This is a genomic window from Nostoc sp. ChiQUE01b (assembly GCF_034531255.1).
Classification (GTDB): Bacteria; Cyanobacteriota; Cyanobacteriia; order Cyanobacteriales; family Nostocaceae; genus Nostoc.
The window spans coordinates 38,860-57,051 of sequence record NZ_JAVRBM010000061.1 but is presented as its reverse complement, the minus strand read 5'-3'; the positions used below and the strand labels follow the sequence as shown (position 1 = coordinate 57,051).

Annotated in this window: 18 protein-coding genes and 1 pseudogene; 9 read left to right on the top strand and 10 right to left on the bottom strand. The window is 40.0% G+C overall.

From position 1 onward, the window contains the following. Nucleotides 1-405: 405 nt before the first annotated feature. The 3 genes from RMY63_RS29805 (at nucleotide 406) to RMY63_RS29795 (ending at nucleotide 2,541) form a co-directional block, all read left to right on the top strand. Entirely contained in the window at nucleotides 406-963 is a 558-nt protein-coding gene (locus RMY63_RS29805; protein WP_322732165.1) for a methylmalonic aciduria and homocystinuria type D protein, read from the top strand. A 224-nt stretch (nucleotides 964-1,187) separates the two neighbouring features. Further along, nucleotides 1,188-1,334, top strand: a complete 147-nt coding sequence (locus RMY63_RS29800; protein WP_322732164.1) for a hypothetical protein — start codon at nucleotides 1,188-1,190, stop codon at nucleotides 1,332-1,334. A gap of 88 nt (nucleotides 1,335-1,422) precedes the next feature. After that, nucleotides 1,423-2,541, top strand: a complete 1,119-nt coding sequence (locus tag RMY63_RS29795) for a glycosyltransferase (RefSeq protein WP_322732163.1) — start codon at nucleotides 1,423-1,425, stop codon at nucleotides 2,539-2,541. Between the two features lie 350 nt (nucleotides 2,542-2,891). Here the strand turns inward: RMY63_RS29795 and RMY63_RS29790 are convergent, their stop codons facing one another. Both RMY63_RS29790 and RMY63_RS29785 read right to left on the bottom strand, forming a co-directional pair. After that, a complete protein-coding gene (locus tag RMY63_RS29790; RefSeq protein ID WP_322732162.1) occupies nucleotides 2,892-3,164 on the bottom strand; it encodes a DUF3143 domain-containing protein in 273 nt (90 codons plus the stop codon). Between the two features lie 99 nt (nucleotides 3,165-3,263). Beyond that, the gene (locus RMY63_RS29785; RefSeq protein WP_322732170.1) at nucleotides 3,264-3,791 is read right to left on the bottom strand and encodes a J domain-containing protein; all 528 of its coding nucleotides are present in this window, start codon (nucleotides 3,789-3,791) and stop codon (nucleotides 3,264-3,266) included. 139 nt (nucleotides 3,792-3,930) lie between these two features. On the opposite strand from RMY63_RS29785, the gene RMY63_RS29780 reads away from it, so the two are divergent. Both RMY63_RS29780 and RMY63_RS29775 read left to right on the top strand, forming a co-directional pair. After that, a complete protein-coding gene (locus RMY63_RS29780; RefSeq protein WP_322732161.1) occupies nucleotides 3,931-4,290 on the top strand; it encodes a type II toxin-antitoxin system Phd/YefM family antitoxin in 360 nt (119 codons plus the stop codon). A gap of 299 nt (nucleotides 4,291-4,589) precedes the next feature. Next, on the top strand, nucleotides 4,590-5,390 hold the full coding sequence (locus tag RMY63_RS29775; protein ID WP_322732160.1) for an isopentenyl phosphate kinase: 801 nt from the start codon (nucleotides 4,590-4,592) through the stop codon (nucleotides 5,388-5,390). A 288-nt stretch (nucleotides 5,391-5,678) separates the two neighbouring features. On the opposite strand, the gene RMY63_RS29770 is transcribed toward RMY63_RS29775, so the two are convergent. Further along, nucleotides 5,679-6,677: a DnaJ C-terminal domain-containing protein gene (locus RMY63_RS29770; RefSeq protein WP_322732159.1), complete on the bottom strand. Its 999-nt coding sequence runs from the start codon at nucleotides 6,675-6,677 to the stop codon at nucleotides 5,679-5,681. 125 nt (nucleotides 6,678-6,802) lie between these two features. Further along, complete coding sequence (gene dnaK, locus RMY63_RS29765; RefSeq protein ID WP_322732158.1) at nucleotides 6,803-8,884, bottom strand: molecular chaperone DnaK; 2,082 nt, start codon at nucleotides 8,882-8,884, stop codon at nucleotides 6,803-6,805. A gap of 319 nt (nucleotides 8,885-9,203) precedes the next feature. On the opposite strand from dnaK, the gene RMY63_RS29760 reads away from it, so the two are divergent. After that, the gene (locus tag RMY63_RS29760; RefSeq protein ID WP_322732157.1) at nucleotides 9,204-10,052 is read left to right on the top strand and encodes a M28 family peptidase; all 849 of its coding nucleotides are present in this window, start codon (nucleotides 9,204-9,206) and stop codon (nucleotides 10,050-10,052) included. Nucleotides 10,053-10,151: 99 nt separating this feature from the next. Here the strand turns inward: RMY63_RS29760 and RMY63_RS29755 are convergent, their stop codons facing one another. Together RMY63_RS29755 and RMY63_RS29750 are read right to left on the bottom strand one after the other, a co-directional pair. Then, the gene (locus RMY63_RS29755) at nucleotides 10,152-11,063 is read right to left on the bottom strand and encodes a bestrophin family protein (RefSeq protein WP_322732156.1); all 912 of its coding nucleotides are present in this window, start codon (nucleotides 11,061-11,063) and stop codon (nucleotides 10,152-10,154) included. A gap of 868 nt (nucleotides 11,064-11,931) precedes the next feature. Further along, entirely contained in the window at nucleotides 11,932-12,339 is a 408-nt protein-coding gene (locus RMY63_RS29750; protein ID WP_322732155.1) for a VOC family protein, read from the bottom strand. A 586-nt stretch (nucleotides 12,340-12,925) separates the two neighbouring features. Between RMY63_RS29750 and RMY63_RS29745 the strand changes: the two genes are divergently transcribed. Then, nucleotides 12,926-13,144, top strand: coding sequence for a hypothetical protein (locus tag RMY63_RS29745; protein ID WP_322732154.1), 219 nt, complete (start codon nucleotides 12,926-12,928; stop codon nucleotides 13,142-13,144). A gap of 172 nt (nucleotides 13,145-13,316) precedes the next feature. On the opposite strand, the gene RMY63_RS29740 is transcribed toward RMY63_RS29745, so the two are convergent. The 4 genes and pseudogenes from RMY63_RS29740 to RMY63_RS29725 all read right to left on the bottom strand — a co-directional run. After that, a complete protein-coding gene (locus RMY63_RS29740; RefSeq protein ID WP_322732153.1) occupies nucleotides 13,317-14,174 on the bottom strand; it encodes an SIMPL domain-containing protein in 858 nt (285 codons plus the stop codon). Nucleotides 14,175-14,314: 140 nt separating this feature from the next. Beyond that, nucleotides 14,315-14,692, bottom strand: a complete 378-nt coding sequence (locus tag RMY63_RS29735; protein ID WP_322732152.1) for a hypothetical protein — start codon at nucleotides 14,690-14,692, stop codon at nucleotides 14,315-14,317. Between the two features lie 548 nt (nucleotides 14,693-15,240). Continuing rightward, on the bottom strand, nucleotides 15,241-15,462 hold the full coding sequence (locus RMY63_RS29730) for a hypothetical protein (RefSeq protein ID WP_322732151.1): 222 nt from the start codon (nucleotides 15,460-15,462) through the stop codon (nucleotides 15,241-15,243). A 126-nt stretch (nucleotides 15,463-15,588) separates the two neighbouring features. Next, nucleotides 15,589-15,714, bottom strand: a pseudogene (locus RMY63_RS29725) (FAD-dependent oxidoreductase); the annotation flags it as partial. A 134-nt stretch (nucleotides 15,715-15,848) separates the two neighbouring features. On the opposite strand from RMY63_RS29725, the gene RMY63_RS29720 reads away from it, so the two are divergent. After that, nucleotides 15,849-16,691 (top strand): YaaW family protein, encoded by an 843-nt coding sequence (locus tag RMY63_RS29720; RefSeq protein ID WP_322732149.1) that lies wholly within the window; start codon nucleotides 15,849-15,851, stop codon nucleotides 16,689-16,691. Further along, entirely contained in the window at nucleotides 16,673-18,061 is a 1,389-nt protein-coding gene (locus RMY63_RS29715; RefSeq protein ID WP_322732148.1) for an O-antigen ligase family protein, read from the top strand. Before RMY63_RS29720 ends, RMY63_RS29715 begins: the two co-directional genes overlap by 19 nt. Nucleotides 18,062-18,192 lie beyond the last annotated feature (131 nt).

Genomic DNA, 18,192 nt, shown 5'->3' with positions numbered 1-18,192 from the left:
TCTAACATCAGTCCATATAAATTGATTTTTTATTGTTTGTGAGAAATTCGCGCTGAAGTATCTCCTGGCAGACATAATTACTTTTGTTATTTTCTGCTTACTCTAACCTGCTTTGCTTTTTTAGGATTTTGATCGAACATATTTTATAGCAGTAGGCGTAGCCTGCCATAGGCATCGCTTGTCTACCACAAGCTGAACCTATGCCAATGCCTAGAGCGATCGCAGCAAATTCTATGAGAACAGGTTAATAAAGGATAAAATTCGGATTAAATTTCTCAAATTATTATTAACTGCTTCCAAAAAAAGTAACATATTATAGAAAAATGATGATTTTTCTTAACTTTTAAGAGGTATCATCTATACCGGAGATTAAATTAAAAAATTTGTATAAGCCGAATCAATTTAGTGAACTATCCCAAGGTTTACACTTCGGAGCAAGCCCGTCCCATTAATTTAGTTGGCGAAACAGGACAAGCGGTTCAAATTTCAATTCATGCTCCCAGTCAATATATCTGTGCCAACTGCGAACGGATATTACCAGATTGGAAACGGCAACCATTTTTACGAGTAGTGATTGTCTTACAGCAATCACGTTATCAATTAGTCGAAAAGACAACAGAAGTAGAGTCAGAGAAAGAACGCTTACGAGAAAAGTTTATGAGATTTGGCTGTGATTTAGCATTTAATCTGCGCGATCGCGGCTATTTAACTGACCTGATTGACCCTCGTACAGGCTATCCCTTACTGTCCCATCCCGGAGCAATCCCCCACGACGACACAGCAGTAGTCAAAGCTTTGCTCAACTATCCAGTGATTAAAAATCAATGCCGTGTGTTAGTTCATCCCGATTGGGGTGCAGCAGTTTATCCTAGTATTTTGATATCAGAAGCTCCCCCAATTGTGATCGAATGGATTACAAAAGGCATAGCATCCATGCATGGGTGGAAAGAAATTAATTATTAGTCATTGGTCATTGGTCATTGGTCATTGGTCATTAGTCATTGGTCATTGGTCATTGGTCATTGGTCATTGGTCATTGGTCAGTGGATATGTAAAGTATGTTAAAGACATATACCAGCACTTGTGTCTCCAAACAAATTCTTCCAAGAAGTTAGGATAGTCGAAGCGATAGTGCGACTTGTTACTTCTCTTTCACGAGTAGACGCTACGAAGTCAAACCAAGGATAATGGCTTTTGGTTCCTGTTTGGGTAACACTCAGGCCGATCGGCAGGTATTTCAAATTGATGATAATTTTACACACTACTGTCAGACTAAACTTTTAGCCCGTGGCGAAGAGAATGGTACTTTAGCAGCATCTGTGGGAATTATATAACTATAACTATCGAAAAAAATCCTTTTCCCAAGTTTCAGTTATGCTCAACCACAATTCCCATAAATACAAAATTTCCCATACCTGATGTATGAAAATATTAATTCAACACCGTCATTACGACAATGAAATTAGTGGAGTTTTAACTTACATTTTTTCTATTATTCCTGAGTTGGAAGCTAGATTGATTGAAGTTAAAACTATTTCTACCAGACAAGATAATATCGCCAAATGGTTTAGTTATATTGCTTGGGCAGATATAGTCCACATGAATTCAAATGATTTATTTTTTACTTTATTATGTAAAGCATTGCGAAAAAAGATAATTATTAAATATCATTATTCCCTTTATCAATCTACTCATACTAGTTATGAGCAGATGAAGTTGACGCAACGTTTAAAAGCTGAATTTAAACACACATTGCCGAAAGCTAATTATCCATTAAAGTGGAAATTACACACTTTTATCAAATGGGCACGCCTAACCACCCGGCTTTCTACTGCCTTCTTAGCCGATTATCATACAGCTTGTAGTAACTTTTTAGGAGAATCTTCTGCTTTTCCTTGGTCAGTTAATACGTTATATAATCCGATTGAAATCAAGTCAAAAACCCAGCTTAAAACATTAGAAAACTTATCTGAGCCATATAATTTTATTTTTGTCGGCAGATTAGCTACAGACAAAGGCGTAGATATTTTATTAAAAGCAGCGCGAATTTTACAAGATGAAAATAAAGAATTTAAAATTATTATTATTGGCGATGGCGAACAATCTCAGGAATTAAAACAGCTAACGTCTGATTTAGGAATTGCCAACAAAGTTAATTTTTTAGGTAAAGTTCCTCAAAAAGAAGTACTTCTAAAAGTTCAAGATGCTTTGGCTTTAATTGCTCCATCTCGTTGGCAAGAACCGGCAGGTTACGTAGTGCAAGAAGCCTCTAGCGTTCAAACCTGCTCTATTGTCTCAAAAATGGGAGGATTGTCAGAAGTAGGAGGGCCGCACAGCCTGTTTTTTGAAAACGAAAATGCAGAAGAATTAGCCAAATGTATGCGATACTGCTTAGATAATCCAAATGAAGCAATTAACCGGGGTTTTCAGTCCAGCCAATACGTTGCAGAAAAGTTTTCAGCTGCGCGTGCTGTCACTCGACTGCTGGAAATTTGTAGTGAACTTACTCCTAAAGCATTGGTCACAAAATCTGATACATAAGTAAGTCGGTGCAATAAAACCAAACTGTGTGAAGAAAAGTAAATAAGGCTCAAACTCTTTCCCCCCTGCTCCCTGTCCCCAGCAAGAACTGCCTTATCCCAACAATAATTATTTACACCGACCTACTTAATTCTTGTTATAGGGCAGCAACCTTGTAACGGACTTATTGGAAGCTCTACCAGCTATAACTCCTGCTTTTAGATTTAATCTAATATAGGACTTACGCACACTCTACGATTCTTCTCTACGAGACGCTATGCGTTGGCAAAAGCATATTGCAGATCAGGCAGTTCGATAAATTAAGCTTTTTGAGGATTTTACGTAAGTCCCATAATACATTAAGCACTTCCTTATGGCCCAGAAAACACAGCTTGTTCTACATCATTCCGACTAAGAGAATACTTGAATGAGCGTTGGATATCTTGTCCATTTTCCCCAGATTGGACATATCGCACTACAATTTGCTCAACATCGAGCCATAATTCAGCTTGCCAACTAGGTCGCTGTACACGCCAGCAATGCCTTTGTGTTTCGTCTTGTTGACAGCCTTGGTCTTTTAGCCACTGCTCAATTTGTGGCAGGGGATGATTATATAGGGGAGTATCAGAAGGAAGAAGAGCCATAGGAATTTTAGATTTTGGATTTTGGACTTCATTGTGAGTACGACCCGACTGAGCGCTCGTCGAACCTCTCAGTCGAATGATTTTGGATCGGAGAATTGTTTAATTTTTAATTATCAGATAGGTAATTAGTTGCAACATATAGGTAATCTGCTGTTGTACAGATGCAGCTGATTGCAGTTTATGGGTTTGGAAAGCAGCCTCGCCACGAGTTAAGCCAATGGCAACTGCTAATAACAGACAACCTACAAATGTTAACACCAGCATAAATAAAGCAAAAATTTCGCCAGATGATAAGGGGCGATCGCTCGCATCGAGGTAAGCTGATTTTGACCAGTCATGAGAACGCGAGACGGGATGATTCAAATCAGGGGGTGGTTGAATCACTCCAAACCGGGAATAGCCAATTTTTAAATCGTAGCGGAAGCGCCGTTCTGGATGGCTAAGGGTGGCGTAAGCTTCGTTGATTTGCTGAAATTTGGGAGTAGCGATCGCAGTCGGCAAGTCTGTAGTATCAGGATGATAGAGCTTGCTCAGTTGCCGATAAGCGCGTCGAATGTCAATTACCGATGCCCAGGGATGCAGTCCTAGCAGGGAGTAATAAGTTGGTTCGCTGCTTTTTTGTGGCATTGCCCAGTTTTGATTCACATCTGTTTGAGTCACTTTGCTCAAAGATATTTTTTCTATTTTAAATCCTTTGTGAATTGAAGAAGACACAGCAGGTCTAGCATCTGATAAGATATCTTAATAAAGCATTTAATTAGATGCGATGCGTATCAAAATCAATCTTGAAAATATTCAAACTCTTACCGACTTTAAGCGCAATGCCAAAGATTACGTCGAGCGGATCAAGGCCACAAAGTCTCCGCTTGTACTAACAGTGAATGGGAAAGCTGAGGTTGTGGTGCATGAGGCACAGGCGTTTCAGCAGATGATAGATGAACTCCAGCGCCTTGAGGAAGAACTGCAAAAACTCAAGTTAGAAGCATTACGCAGTCAGATTGACATTGGTCTTAAGCAACTTGATAGCGGACAGTATACTGAATATAACGACGAATTACTTCCAGCTTTTTTTGCAGATATTAAAGCACGAGGACAGCAAAATTTGGCTAACAGCGATTCTCTATGAGTCGATTTCGGATTTCTACTCAAGCAGCGCAAGATATTGAAAATATCTGGAAATATGTAGAGCAATGTTGGGATTGCTGAATGTGCTGATTATGAAAGTAGCATTTGTTAAATTCCGTTGAATTTACTAGTACAGCACGGCGGAAATAAACCCACCATTACGAACCTTGAAAAAATCATCATTTGCAGTCTTTGAAAATGGTAGGCGTATTTACGCCACACGGTACTAGTAATTTTGATTTTTTTTGTTTATGATTACTTTGCCGTAAGTTTTTGTCTTCCCTTATTTAACATTTTATTATGGAGTTAGTATTAGTTAAGCTGGGAGGTTCCTTAATTACTGATAAGGATAAACCTTATACTGCTCGAAGAGAAGTTATGGCACAATTGGTCGAGCAAGTGAGCCTAATCAAACATGAAAATCCTAATCTTAAATTGATTATTGGTAACGGTGCTGGTTCTTTCGCCCACCAATCAGCGAAGAAATATAATACAATTAATGGTTTTTTATGTGACGAAGAAAAACTAGGGTTCTGCTTAGTTCACCAAGATGCTTTAGATTTAAATTTCCTACTAGCTAGTTTTTTTTTACAAGCAGGTTTGCCAGTGGTAAGTTTGCCACCTCTTACTATGATAATCACTCATAATAAAAAACTATTGAAGAGTGACTTTAGTGTGATAGAAAATAGTCTACAAGCAGGTTTGATTCCTTTAGTTTTTGGTGATGTCGTTCTAGATCAAGCTATTGGCGGTACTATCCTCTCCACAGATACAATGCTAGCAGAACTAGCGAAATACTTCTATCTTCAAGGTAAGTTTAAAGTTCGACTAATAAACGTTGGGAATTATGCAGGTGTATATGACCAAGATGGGCAAGTACTTTCCAATATTACTCAGGCTAACTATTCTCAAATTAAACCTTTCTTGGGCAAGAGCAAATCAGTAGATGTTACTGGCGGGATGGCTAAGAAAGTTGAAGAATTTTTGACTATTTCTAGCTTAGGGATTGATTGCTGGATAATTGATGGAAATATCCCAGGAAATTTAGCTTCTTCAGTTTTAGGTGCACCAACTCTAGGCACTTTAATTCGGGCATTTTAACTAAGTTAGTAAGGATTAAGGTCTAAAATTTAGGAAGCAAGGATGGGCGAGACAGATAATTATTAGAGTCAGCCAGTAATGCTTGTACAAAAAAATAGGCTCTTTACCTTAAGGTAGGTCATAGATGCTACCCAACTCTAACCTACTTGTCCCACGCATTTAGGACTTTTGCAAGAGGTCTATTGATTACATTTTTTCTCTATTGATAAATTAAGTTGCTCTGTCCATTAATTACGAATTATGAGTTATTAATTATTTTGGTCAATAGCTTGATATGCTATCTCATCCCTAACGTATTAAATCAGCACGGGGTTTAAAGGTTTCAATTTGCCGTAACTTTTCGTAAAGTTCCCGTTCTTCTTGACTAATATTTTTCGGTGTAACTATTTGAATTTCTACTAATTGATCGCCACGTTTACCATCATCACTGGGATAACCTTTATTTCCTAGTCGAAATTTCTGACCAGACCTAACTCCGGGAGGGGTGGTCATTTTCACAGGCCCATCAAGAGTAGGTGCTTCTACCTGTCCTCCTAAAACCGCCTCGCTAGGAGTAACAGGTACTTGGCAGAGGATATTTAAACCTTCTAGCTTAAATAATCGATGAGGTTCAACGGTAATTTTTAAGTATAGATCGCCACCACCAACGCCTTGGTTCCGCAAACGGATGGTTTGACCTGTTACCATCCCTGGAGGCATATTAACTTCTAGCGATCGCCCATCTTCCAAACGAATCCGTTCATTACCACCTTGATAAGCTTTTTCTAGTGGAAGCGTTAATCTGGCTTCTATATCTCGACGGGTTATGCGAGGTGGTGGAGTATTAACTGTATAGGCAACTTTTGTTCTGGGGGAACGAAATGGATCGCTAGTATTGCCATTACTAGATTTACTTGCCCCACCCTTATTTTTGACACCGATAACTTGATTAATAAAGCTTTCAAAGTCGGAGAATTGGCTTGGATCTAGGTCCGGATTGCCGTTGCGATCGCTAGCGCCACTCTGCCAAGTTTTAGCCTTTGGTGCTTGTTTGTTGCCTGCAAAGTCTTTTTGCTTCCAGTAGCGGCTAAACTGGTCGTATTGCGATCGCTTGGCTGGATCGGAAAGAACTTCATAAGCCTCGCCGATATCCTTAAATTTTTCTTCAGATTCTTTGTTACCTGGATTCAGATCGGGATGATATTGCCTTGCTAACCGCCGATAAACCTTTTTAATTTCCTCACCAGAGGCATCTTTAGATACTCCTAAAATCTCGTAGTAATCGCGAAAGTTCGGCAAATTTTGCATAGTCAGTTATTTAAATTTTAGATTTTAGATTTTGGATTAATTAGGAGTTAGAAGTTATGAGTTGAAAGATTTATTTTTAACTCCTGTACAGACGCGATTAATCGCGTCTCTACTTTTAACTTTTCTTATAACCAATCATTGTCTTCTTCATCATCCCAGTTATCTTGGTAACTTGGGCGTGATTTGCGTGGAGGACGGCTTTCATAAGAGGAAGAACGATTATCGCGGCTATAATCTCTGCCATAGTCTCTGCCGTAATCTTTGCCATAGTCTTTACTGTATGAGTCGCGTTCTCGATATGTATCTCTGGGAGATTCGCGTTCTCGTTCTTTATCACCGCCAGTAAAGATGTCACGGATAGTCCCAAACAAGTCATCGTCTTCATCTTCAGCATAAGTCTGGCGGACTTCCCGATTTAGCTCATAGAGAGCATCTTGCAAGTCGGCGTAGGCTTGATCGATACCGCGATCGCTATTTTCCTGAAGACTTTCTCGTAGTTGTCGGCAAATATTATCAATTCTTTGGCGACGGCTGCGGGCAAACTGCATACCAAATTCCAGCGCGACTTCTCTAAGTTGTCGTTCTGCTTGGAAGATCAACGCCTCAGAACGAGTCCGCTTTTCTATTCTCTCTTTACGTTCGCGATCCACATCGGCGTATTTTTGAGCGTCTTGAATCATCCGATTCACTTCCGACTCGTTCAAGGTGGAAGCGCCTTGAATGGTGATACTCTGCTCTCGCCCAGTGGTTCTATCTAAAGCTGTTACCTGTAAAATACCATTAGCATCAATATCAAATGACACTTGAACTTGAGGAATTCCTCGTGGCGCTGGTGGGATGCCATACAGCTTGAACCGTCCTAAAGACTTGTTGTTTGCTGCCATTTCCCGTTCACCTTGGACTACGTGAATTTCCACAGTATTTTGGTTATTTTCAGACGTAGAAAAAATATCAGAACGACGTACTGGAATCGTCGTGTTGCGAGGAATAAGTTTTTTCATCACGCCGCCGATGGTTTCCAATCCCATAGAAAGGGGAGTGACATCCAAAAGCAGCACATCTTTGAGTTCGCCTGCAAGAATTCCGGCTTGAATTGCTGCACCCACTCCCACAACTTCATCGGGGTTAACGTTTTCGTTCGGTTCTGTACCAATCAAGTCCCGCACAAGCTGCTTTACCATTGGCATTCGTGTAGAACCGCCAACTAATACAACTTCTTCAATGTCTCTAGGTGAAAGTCCGGCATCTTTGAGCGCTCGTTTTACTGGTGTCCGCAATCGTCCTACCAAATCACCACACAAACCTTCAAATTGGGAACGAGTTAAACGAGTTTCGAGATGTTTGGGGCCATCTTCCGTGGCGGTGATGAAGGGTAAATTAATGTCGGTGACACTGACAGCAGAAAGCTCAATTTTGGCTTTTTCCGCAGCTTCCATGAGACGTTGCAAAGCTTGGCGATCGCGTCTTAAGTCTACCTCTTCTGTTTCCAGAAATTGCTCTGCTAACCAATCTACTATTATTTTGTCAAAGTCGTTCCCACCAAGTTGCGTATCGCCACTAGTAGCCTTGACTTCAAATATCCCATCACCAACTTCTAAAATCGACACGTCAAAAGTGCCACCACCCAAGTCAAATACTAAGATAGTTTCCGTGTCACCCCGATCCAATCCATAAGCCAAAGATGCCGCAGTCGGTTCATTGAGAATCCGTAGCACCTCTAAACCGGCAATTCTGCCAGCATCACGGGTTGCCTGCCGCTGAGAATCGTTAAAATAGGCGGGTACTGTAATCACTGCCCCTGTGACTGGTTCACCCAAATAGCGGCTAGCATCGTCTGCCAATTTCTTCAGCACCATTGCCGAAATTTCTTCTGGGGCGAAATCTTTATTCAGACGAGGGCAGGCAATTTTAATATTACCTACTTCGTCTTTACGGATGGTGTAGGGTACACGCTTAGAATCTGGGTTAAGTTCGCCATACTTCCGGCCAATGAAACGTTTAACAGCGAAAAAGGTATTTTGGGGATTGAGGACGGTTTGTCGCCGTGCCATTTGCCCAACCACCCTTTCACCTTCTTTGCTAAAACCAACTACGGAGGGGGTTGTTCGCATTCCTTCTGCATTGGCAATCACCACCGGCTTGCCACCCTCCATCACGGCGACTACTGAGTTGGTTGTACCCAAGTCGATGCCGACTACCTTGCCCATGCGTTACTCTTCTCCTAAAGTGTCTTATATATTTATTATGATTGGGCGGAACTACCTCTAGCTTTGTGCTACAAGATAAAAACACCCCAATGGTATAATACTCATCATTAAGGCAGTAAGCTAATAAGTGCAGCTAGAGGAGATAGTTGCAAGACTAGGATAGCATTGAGATGGTTGGTGTGCCCAAGCAGCCTCAATTCTTGATATCCGCCTACTTCTGTTTAAGGTATCTGCAAATTGGTAAGTTAATCTTAATAATGCTTGCTCTGCTTTTTTGAGTACCTGAAAATTCTCATATTATTGCGACTACTTAAAAGATTTGAATTTAACAGAGCGATTACAGACTTCCTTGAGTGAGATCGCGCGAGAACGCGATCCTTACATGGCAACGGCTGGGCATTTTTTTGTCCAAGAATATATCCGCCAGCAATTTTCCCAATGGGGGAGTGTGGAAATCCACACCTTTCAAGTCAGAGGGAAAACTTGTAATAACTTGATATTAAATTTACCATCCCCAGCTAAAGGGCAAAAAAAGGATTTGCCACCTATTTTAATTGGCGCTCATTATGATGGCGTTCCGGGAACAGTTGCGGCTGATGATAATGCTACAGGTGTGGCGGTGTTGCTGGAATTGGCGAGAAAGTTTGCTGCCGAACCTGTGAGATATCCCTTAAGGCTGGTTGCTTTCGATATGGAAGAATACGGCTTACTGGGTAGTGCTGACTATGCAGCCCTGTTGGATCAACAAAAGCAACAGCTACGCTTAATGATCTCCTTAGAAATGCTGGGCTATAAAGATTCTACACCTGGCTCCCAAAGTTATCCCCCTCCTCTGGAACGCTTCTACCCAGATACAGGTGATTTTATTGCTTTAATTGGTAATTTACGGACATTGCCTGACTTAATTGGGATGAGTCGTAATATTCGCAAAGCTGGCGTATCTAGTCAATGGCTACCCGTGCCGAATCGAGGTTTAATAGTTCCTCAAACCAGACTTAGCGATCATGCACCATTCTGGGATTTAGGTTATCCAGCAATGATGGTGACAGATACGGCATTCTTACGAAATCCACATTATCACAAAGCTAGTGATGCGATCGCTACTTTGGATTTAGATTTTCTTACTCGTGTATGTGAAGGTTTAGAGATGGCGATTCGGCGGTTGTGAAAAGATATTTTCTATCTGATGCGTGAGTCTTGCATTTTGTACCTCACTTACTTGCAACTGCTGTATATTCTTTGTTATTAATCAATATTCTCAACTTTTTCAATTACTTATACTATCTTGATGCGATCGCGCATTGGGAGTCAAAGTAATTAAATCGTCAATATTGCGCTTCATTGTCTCGCAAATTGCATCTAATGGTAAATCATTAGCGTCATAACCAAAGGGATTTTCTATCTCTAAGCCAATGGCTTCGATGCCAAACACAGTAAACCCAACCAAAGCAGAAATTAAACCTGTCCACCAACCGAGATTTTGTACTATTTGAAATGGTAACAGAAAGCAATATAGTATTAGCAATTGCTTCAAATGAATAGCATAAGCAAGCGGCATAGGCGTTTTTAAAATACGTTCGCAAGCACCTAAATTATCCACAAGATTATTCAATAATTCTTGCATAGATGTTAGTTGGTAGCTATTCAGGCAATTACGATTATACTGTTCGTGTAAATAATCTCCTATCCAAAAGGCAACCTCTATGGGGGGATTATTCATAATCTTCAGTTTTATATACTTAGTAGATGGCATTAAGTCTTCTAACTCGCTATTGACAGCTTCTCCTCGCAAATGTAATTTAGTTGTTACAGCAAAAGCTGCCAATAAGTTTAATGCTGTAATTTTCTTGTCTTTATCTTCTGGTGAAATTTCATCAACTGATACCCAAATTTGCCGCGCTAGATTTCGGACATTATTTACTATAGATCCCCAGCATTTTCTCCCTTCCCAAAATCGCTCATAAGCAGTATTTGTCCGAAAGACAAGTAACAAGCCTAAAACAATACTAGGAATAACACTTCCTAAACTAGGCTGAGATACACGTTTGTCAAAATGGTAAAGCAGAGAAATCAAAAATCCGAAAGCTCCACACCATAAAATATGTTTGAAAATTGCTTTCATTACTGAACCTTTAGGTTGTAATGCTGTGCGTAACCATTTAATTTTTTCGGCTATCATGTAGTCACCCTAATAAAATGTTTATCGGTTTAATAAATTTAGCGTTTGTTATAGCAATCCTATTTGAGTTGTGAAAATTATCGAACCGCCTTTCCTTCCCTACGGGACGCTACGCGAATGGAACACTAGGCGAACGCGTAGCGTCTCGTAGAGAAGCCGCCAAGATCACCACCTTTCCTTCGGAACGCTACGCGAACGCGCAGCGTCTCGTAGAGAAGAAAACAAACAGAGAATTTCACAAATGATTTAGGACTGCTATAGCTTAAAAATAATCATTATAAAAGTAGCACAATTAGCAAAGAGATACTTGAAAAACTATGGTTCTTCAGTACCTGTTATGCCAAATTATTAGTTAAACATCAAAACTGGACTTTAAAATCAAGTTTAGAACGCTTAAGTCCCAAAAATTGCCTACAATGTTAAAAATAATGCCTGTTTTTCTTGTGCAGCAATGTTTTCAGCTTTTTCACAAATTAATTTAGCATACTAAGTACTGAAGAACCAAAACTATTCTTGCTAAGAACATGATATCCTGACGGTTATGTATTGTATTTTAGTTTCTGTTATCCAATTTCAAGCCTGGTTAAATACTTATTATTAGTACTGACACAAAGAGCTTTTTGATCGTCAATTAGGTAAACATTATATAAAAGTCAAAAGCGATGCCTACATGGCAATTGTAAATAAATATAAAAATTTTTCCGTGGTTGCATAAACTCCACATTTCATCGCGATAAATCTATGGAAGAAAAGGTATATTCCTATTGATAATGTTCATACAGCATTAGTCGGTATCATGTACCCCAGTAAATCAAAAAGTTCTAGCCTGTAAAAATCCTGCCCTGTAAATTAAACGTCTAGACATAACTTATTTGGTTATGTCTTTTTTCTTGTCGTTAGTCTCGAAACGTTGAATTTCAATCAAATAACCATCAGGATCGCGAAAAAAGCAATGGTAAATGTTGTACTTTTCATTTAGTGTAGGTGGCTTTTCAAATTCGACGCCACGTTCTTTGAGATATTCAAACCATTCATCCACCTGCTGTGTCACCAGGGTAAAAATAACACTTGATTGTTTGTCGGTTGGAGGACTTAATTTTTCGCTTGCTTGACACAATCCTAAGTATCCAGAACCACTAACAGTATAAATTCGACAGGTTCCTTGGTCAAGCCATAGCTCCAAACCTAGCTTTTGTTCGTAGAATTCTGTAGATACATTGAGGTTATGGGTAGAAAAGAAGGTAATTTGCTGGTCTATTTGCGGATGAGTAGACATAAAACACATTTGAGTATATACCCTAACGACATCGGGCGATCGCAGATGTCAAAATTGATTGATGTTAGAAACCTGTTACTGCTCCAGAATGCCTTAAGTGCATCTGGAGTTTCTTTTTGGAAAAAGCCATAAAAATTTTCCCAATCATCCTGATATGTCAAAACATGGCTGAATAAGGATGCATACTGAATTATCTATATTTAACACGTGCATCACTTATTGATGTGCCCCTCCTACCAAACAACTCTCGCAAAACAGCCTCAGTTTATCTGGGGCTGTTTTGCGTTACTTATAACAGAGAAAAATTGTAAACGAGAATCCTCAAACACTTTTATCTACATTTGAGTGTATACCCGGATGACGTAGGATTTTCTTAAGGTGAAAATTTGGTATAGGTAAATGCGTATCTTTCCTGACTCCAGATTTGTCACAAACATTTCTGGAGTTTTTTCATTACTGAAGTTTGAAATCAGCAATCTAGTCTAGACTCAAGTAAATATTTTATTTTGATTATGAACACGCATATTATAGCTGTGGAGTAAAATAAATATAAATTAGGAGTTGTTATAAAAATTACTGAGAAAGTATGGAAATCTCAAATTCTACTCCTCAGAGAGACACGCCACAGCTACAAGCTTCGGAAACACTTGTACAAGCTAAGAGTATCAACCGTCGGGAGTTTATGAAATTGTCATTAGAAGAACGGCGATGCATTTTGGCAGCACAAGCTGAGTTAATGTTATTACATTACGAGCAAGATAGAGAATGGCAGGAGTTGCAGACAGGAGACTTGATTGATTATTAAATATCCATCTCCTAAACTAACGCAACTTGAATTACCTGACTATTTTTTGTTTTCTTTCCCGAAATGCGCGATCGCACCTATCCTTATTGATTGGACTCAGAGGAAAAATAATTAAGCGATCGCACTTCCGATTTTGACTATATCAAAGTGCGATCGCACTAAATATAAATGTTTATTTAGTTGTATATGTCACAAAAATATCCTTTTTCATTTCAACTTCTGCCGGGGCATCTGGATTATAAGCTGGTGATAATAAAAAACTAGCAAACGACGGTAAAGGAACTCCAGTTTTAGAACTACATGAGGGATAAAATAATGTGTAAAATGGCTCGGCTACAGAAGGAGTACTAAGTTTAACTTCCATTGCACTTGCTAAAGCCTGAGCGCGGCTTTGAGCATCTTTCATCGCTGATTGATAAACTGAACTCTGCAAAGCCTGACAGTCATTTACTGCATATTCAACACCCACACTCTTGACAGAAAGGTTTTCAATTTGGCTCGTGGACTTATTCGCTGTACCAACAATTTCCTGGACGCGATCGCGCGTTGGTTTTTCTAGTCTCACTAATATCTTGGCGTTATTTTCACTGGAATTAGGATTAATTTGCATTTGAATTTTATCAGCACTAATCCCTTTAGCAACTAAGCTATCCACCACAGGCTGGAGAGTTGCTTTAGTTAGGGATTTTTTACTTGGTAAAGATTCTGCTGCTGTTTTGTAATTTAAAAGTAGAGTCGGTGAGGATATGCGGCGGGTTTGGGGTAGAGATGATGGTTGCGTTTGTAACTCATCATTGCTACCTCCGCTACTGAATACCAACTCAATATCCGCTGTATCTGCTGGCACTCTCACTACCCCTTGACCAATTACCATTAATGAATGGCGATCGCTTGCTGGTGGGTAAAACAATTGGGCATTAGTGACTTTGGGTGTTAATGCTTCCAACCCAACACTCACGGAAATACTTAGCATTAGAGCAGTTATTTTTCTCATATCCTGGGAATATCCTTTGAACTTAGTAATTGTCAAAGTTTACACCTCAAGAGGAATCTACTTAAAAAAATATTGAGCTAATCCCACAACTAAAGGCTGTGGGATTAGCTCAAAAATTCAAAATTCACTGCGGACGTTATGATATCTCAGCAGAGAGCCAAATCTTATTAGAACTATTAACCAAACCAGTGAGAGGGTTCACAAGCTGGTTGAACTGTTTCACAAACACGATGGCTAATCCAATCTGACTTCTCTTGAACGATTAAACAAATACCTTGGTGAATCAAATTTTGTAAATGTAGTTGCTGCTCTAAGGGTTTACGAGGCAATTTGTAATAAGCCAAGCTTCCTTGTTCAGCCTCCGTAAGCAGAATCTGTTCGTCAGACATGACGTTGTAAAAGGAAGGAATGCGATTGAGGACGAAAGTAATTAGTTCTTGACGTAAATCAGGAATCGCAAAGGCTTGTTGATATGGATGAGATGGATATGTATTCAAAATACTTTCAATTTCTCCGACTATTGATTGTTGTGTTAAATTGACTACCGTTTTCATGGTTTTTAAACTCCTTTTTTAATCGAGTCAATGCTTGGTGAAGAAAATAACTTCTTTAGATGGCTACATCGTGATAACAATCAGTTAAAAGTAATTCAACTGACAGATGCAATCAACCCCGAAACTAACCTCTTATCTTGGTAAAGTCTCAGACATCTGGCTTTGCTTATTTTAGTTAAAGTTTATACTGTCTCACAGCATGACTTATTAAAACAGCGTCCAATAAGCTGGTAAATTACCAACATTTTATATTTATAATCCTAATTATTTCAAATTTATGTCAAAAAGGCAGAAATCTACATAAAACGCAGCATAAAGGCTATGGGATCAAGATTAACAGCGATGAAACAACTTGAATTAGTAACACATTTTTAATGAAGTTAAACTTTTTGGGTAATTGACATCACTTTTTAGGTTTACAATAAAATTTGCTATTTCATCTAAAAAACTTATTTGTTGCACTTTGATTTAGTCAGTATTTTGATAACTGACTAAATCAAAATGCAGAATCACTCTAGCGACAGATGAAATGATCGGGGAAAAGCATTTTAAAAGTTCACATTATCGAAAATAAAATGACGCAACAGATTATTAATTTCATCAGCCGCAGCTAATTCAGAAAGAAAGCATCGCACCTTCGACAAGATTGCCGCCACACCAATCACTACAGCAAACGAAAGGTAAGGTAGTTCCAGCAGACAAAAAAGCTTCGTGGCAAGGATGGCTAAAAAAGGCATAACGCCAATAATAGACTTCTTGCATAAATCCAAAAAAAGAACCCCACCCCCAGCCCCTAAGAGCAGGCTCTTAAGGGCTGGGGGTGGGGTTTATGGAACTTTTGCAAGAGGTCTAATATACTTGCATCCATTCGGGAGTATTCAGCCAAGGAAGGGACATGTAGCTAGTCTTCTTCCCAAACCACGCGACTTTTCCACCACTACCACCGAATATCCAGCTTGACTTAACTGCTGGGCGCAGACTAAATCGGCAATTCCGGCACCAATCACTGCAATATCAGTCATGAGTCAATAGTCCCTAGTTAATTATTGGTCATTAGTTATTGGTTATTATCAAAGGACAAAATTACTACTAATAACTGCTGAAAGCTAATAGTAGAATAAGGTACAGAAAGCTGCACGGAAGGGAGGAAGGGAAATTGGATGAAATGAGGGCGGCGCTAGAGTTAGCGACCGAAGAAGAATTGCAAGACTTAACGGCAATTCTATTTAGTCGTAAGTTCAATCCCTTAGACTATGTACACACACCCGAACCCATCGAAGTACAAAGCCAAGACCGCAAGGCTTGGTTAGACGCACTAGAGGGCCGCTTTCGTTTTTTGGCGGCAGATGGGATGACAGTATTACGGGGACGCACGGGGCAGGTAACTTACCGACAAGCGTTAGTTCAAGTATGTAAGTATCTAAAAATTCCCTATTCTCATCAGCTGGCAACCATTGATTTAGAAGCAGAAGTATTTTTACATCTGTTAGGACAGGTTTGGAAAAAATTACCGGAACAGGAAAAGCAAAAATTGACTGTACAGGTGCAGCGTCAGCTGCTGAAATCAGAACTAAAACAACCCCTACCACTTTTATTGCAACGTGACCCCTTGGGGTTGCTTTTCAAAGGCGGTAGTGCGCTAGCGGTTACTTCTCTTCTCCAGCCACTAGTACTTAAGCAAATTGCCCGTCAATTTGCCATCCACTTTGCTACTTATGAAGTAGCCAAACAAGCGGCAATTACAGGCTCAGAAGCAGCTGCAACGCAATTTCAAAGCTATGTAGCGATGCAAATGGCGCAACGGGGTATGACAGTAAGTGCAGCTCGTTATGGGGCAGCCCGCATGATGTTTGCCGTGATCGGCCCAATGATGTGGACTTGGTTTTTTGCGGATTTAGGCTGGAGAGCGATCGCCACTAACTATGGTCGGATTATCCCTACTATCTTCACCTTAGCTCAAATTCGCCTTACCCGTGAGGAATGTTGGGAGCCAGCTTGAACAAGGTTTTTAACTATTTCAAATCTCGTTGGCAATCTTCTTGGAACTACTCTCTATGGGCACTGTTAATCTTCCCATTGAGTCCTTTGGTGGGGGCTGTGACTGTAGGTTTTGTCTCATTAATAACTTGGCTGAAACAATCCCGCAAAATTAATCGCCGCCCCCTCAACTGGGGATTTGCCCTTTTGAGTTTTTTGCTGATCGTGAGTGCTGGCTTTGCCCAAGACAAAACAGCAGCTTTCCTCGGCTTATTTAATTTATTACCATTCTTTTTACTTTTCGCTGCCCATAGCGCTCTGATTCAAACATTTGCCCAATTGCGGCAAATGGCTTGGGCTTTGGTGATTGGTTCGATGCCAGTGGTAATTATGGGCTTGGGACAGTTATTTTTAGGCTGGAGTTTCAAGTTCCAGTTTGTGTGGGTTGTGTTGAGTTGGACAATTAGACCAGGAGGAAATCCACCAGGTCGTATCGCTTCACTTTTCTTGCACGCTAACACCTTCGCAGCTTATCTAGTAATAGTTTTCATTCTTAGTCTAGGGTTATGGATCGAACAATGGCGATTAGGGATGAGGTATTGGAGATTGGGCATAAGAGGCAGAGGGGCAGAGGGGCAGAGGGGCAGAGGGGAAAGAATTACTGCGCCCCACTCCCCAGTTCCCTTTCTCTTCCTAACCGTGGCGGTGATTGCAAATTTCATTACCTTGATTTTCACCAACTCACGCAATGGGTGGGCGATCGCTATTTTTGCCTGTTTAGCTTATGCGCTCTACCAAGGTTGGCGCATTCTTGTCGGTAGCGTTGCGGCGATCGTTTCTAGTGTGCTTTTGGCAGCTTTTGCTCCCTCATCAGTGGCTCACATTTTTCGCTGGGTAGTTCCTGCCTTCTTTTGGGCAAGGTTAAATGACGATATGTATCCAGATAGACCAGTCGCTTTAATGCGAAAAACTCAGTGGGAGTTCGCCTGGTCTTTAGCTCAACAACATCCTTGGACTGGTTGGGGGTTACGCAGTTTTAGTACACTTTACAGAGCAAAGATGCAGATTCCCTTGGGTCATCCCCATAACTTGTTTTTGATGTTATCTGCTGAAACTGGTTTTCCCAGTACTTTTTTATTTTGTGGCTTACTAGCTTGGATTTTAATTATAAGTGTCCAATTACTGCAAAAGTCAAAATATCTAAATACAGGAGACAAATTGATATTTTTCAGTTATCTTCTGTCCTTTGTTGGGTGGATTTTATTGAATACAGTAGATGTAACCCTCTTTGATTTTCGTTTGAATGCGCTTTCATGGCTAATTTTGGCTGCCATTGCTGGAGTAGTACATCGTTATCACAAAAAAGATAGGCTTGCATCTTATCAAAATTAGCTATTAGTTTTTCAGTGTATGCACTGGGGACATTGAGAGTTTGAAGTTAATAATATTGTTATATTCACGTCTGTGAGTGTGACTAATACCTAATTAGTCACTGTTGCTGATTGTTGGGAAGGTGTAGGGAC

Excerpts from the sequence above, each read along its gene's own strand:
- RMY63_RS29800 (WP_322732164.1), top strand. The coding sequence starts at position 1,188 with ATGGCTTTTGGTTCCTGTTTGGGTAACACTCAGGCCGATCGGCAGGTA.
- RMY63_RS29795 (WP_322732163.1), top strand. The coding sequence starts at position 1,423 with ATGAAAATATTAATTCAACACCGTCATTACGACAATGAAATTAGTGGA.
- RMY63_RS29790 (WP_322732162.1), bottom strand. The coding sequence starts at position 3,164 with ATGGCTCTTCTTCCTTCTGATACTCCCCTATATAATCATCCCCTGCCA.
- RMY63_RS29785 (WP_322732170.1), bottom strand. The coding sequence starts at position 3,791 with ATGCCACAAAAAAGCAGCGAACCAACTTATTACTCCCTGCTAGGACTG.
- RMY63_RS29780 (WP_322732161.1), top strand. The coding sequence starts at position 3,931 with ATGCGTATCAAAATCAATCTTGAAAATATTCAAACTCTTACCGACTTT.
- RMY63_RS29775 (WP_322732160.1), top strand. The coding sequence starts at position 4,590 with ATGGAGTTAGTATTAGTTAAGCTGGGAGGTTCCTTAATTACTGATAAG.
- RMY63_RS29770 (WP_322732159.1), bottom strand. The coding sequence starts at position 6,677 with ATGCAAAATTTGCCGAACTTTCGCGATTACTACGAGATTTTAGGAGTA.
- dnaK (WP_322732158.1), bottom strand. The coding sequence starts at position 8,884 with ATGGGCAAGGTAGTCGGCATCGACTTGGGTACAACCAACTCAGTAGTC.
- RMY63_RS29755 (WP_322732156.1), bottom strand. The coding sequence starts at position 11,063 with ATGATAGCCGAAAAAATTAAATGGTTACGCACAGCATTACAACCTAAA.
- RMY63_RS29750 (WP_322732155.1), bottom strand. The coding sequence starts at position 12,339 with ATGTCTACTCATCCGCAAATAGACCAGCAAATTACCTTCTTTTCTACC.
- RMY63_RS29745 (WP_322732154.1), top strand. The coding sequence starts at position 12,926 with ATGGAAATCTCAAATTCTACTCCTCAGAGAGACACGCCACAGCTACAA.
- RMY63_RS29735 (WP_322732152.1), bottom strand. The coding sequence starts at position 14,692 with ATGAAAACGGTAGTCAATTTAACACAACAATCAATAGTCGGAGAAATT.
- RMY63_RS29715 (WP_322732148.1), top strand. The coding sequence starts at position 16,673 with ATGTTGGGAGCCAGCTTGAACAAGGTTTTTAACTATTTCAAATCTCGT.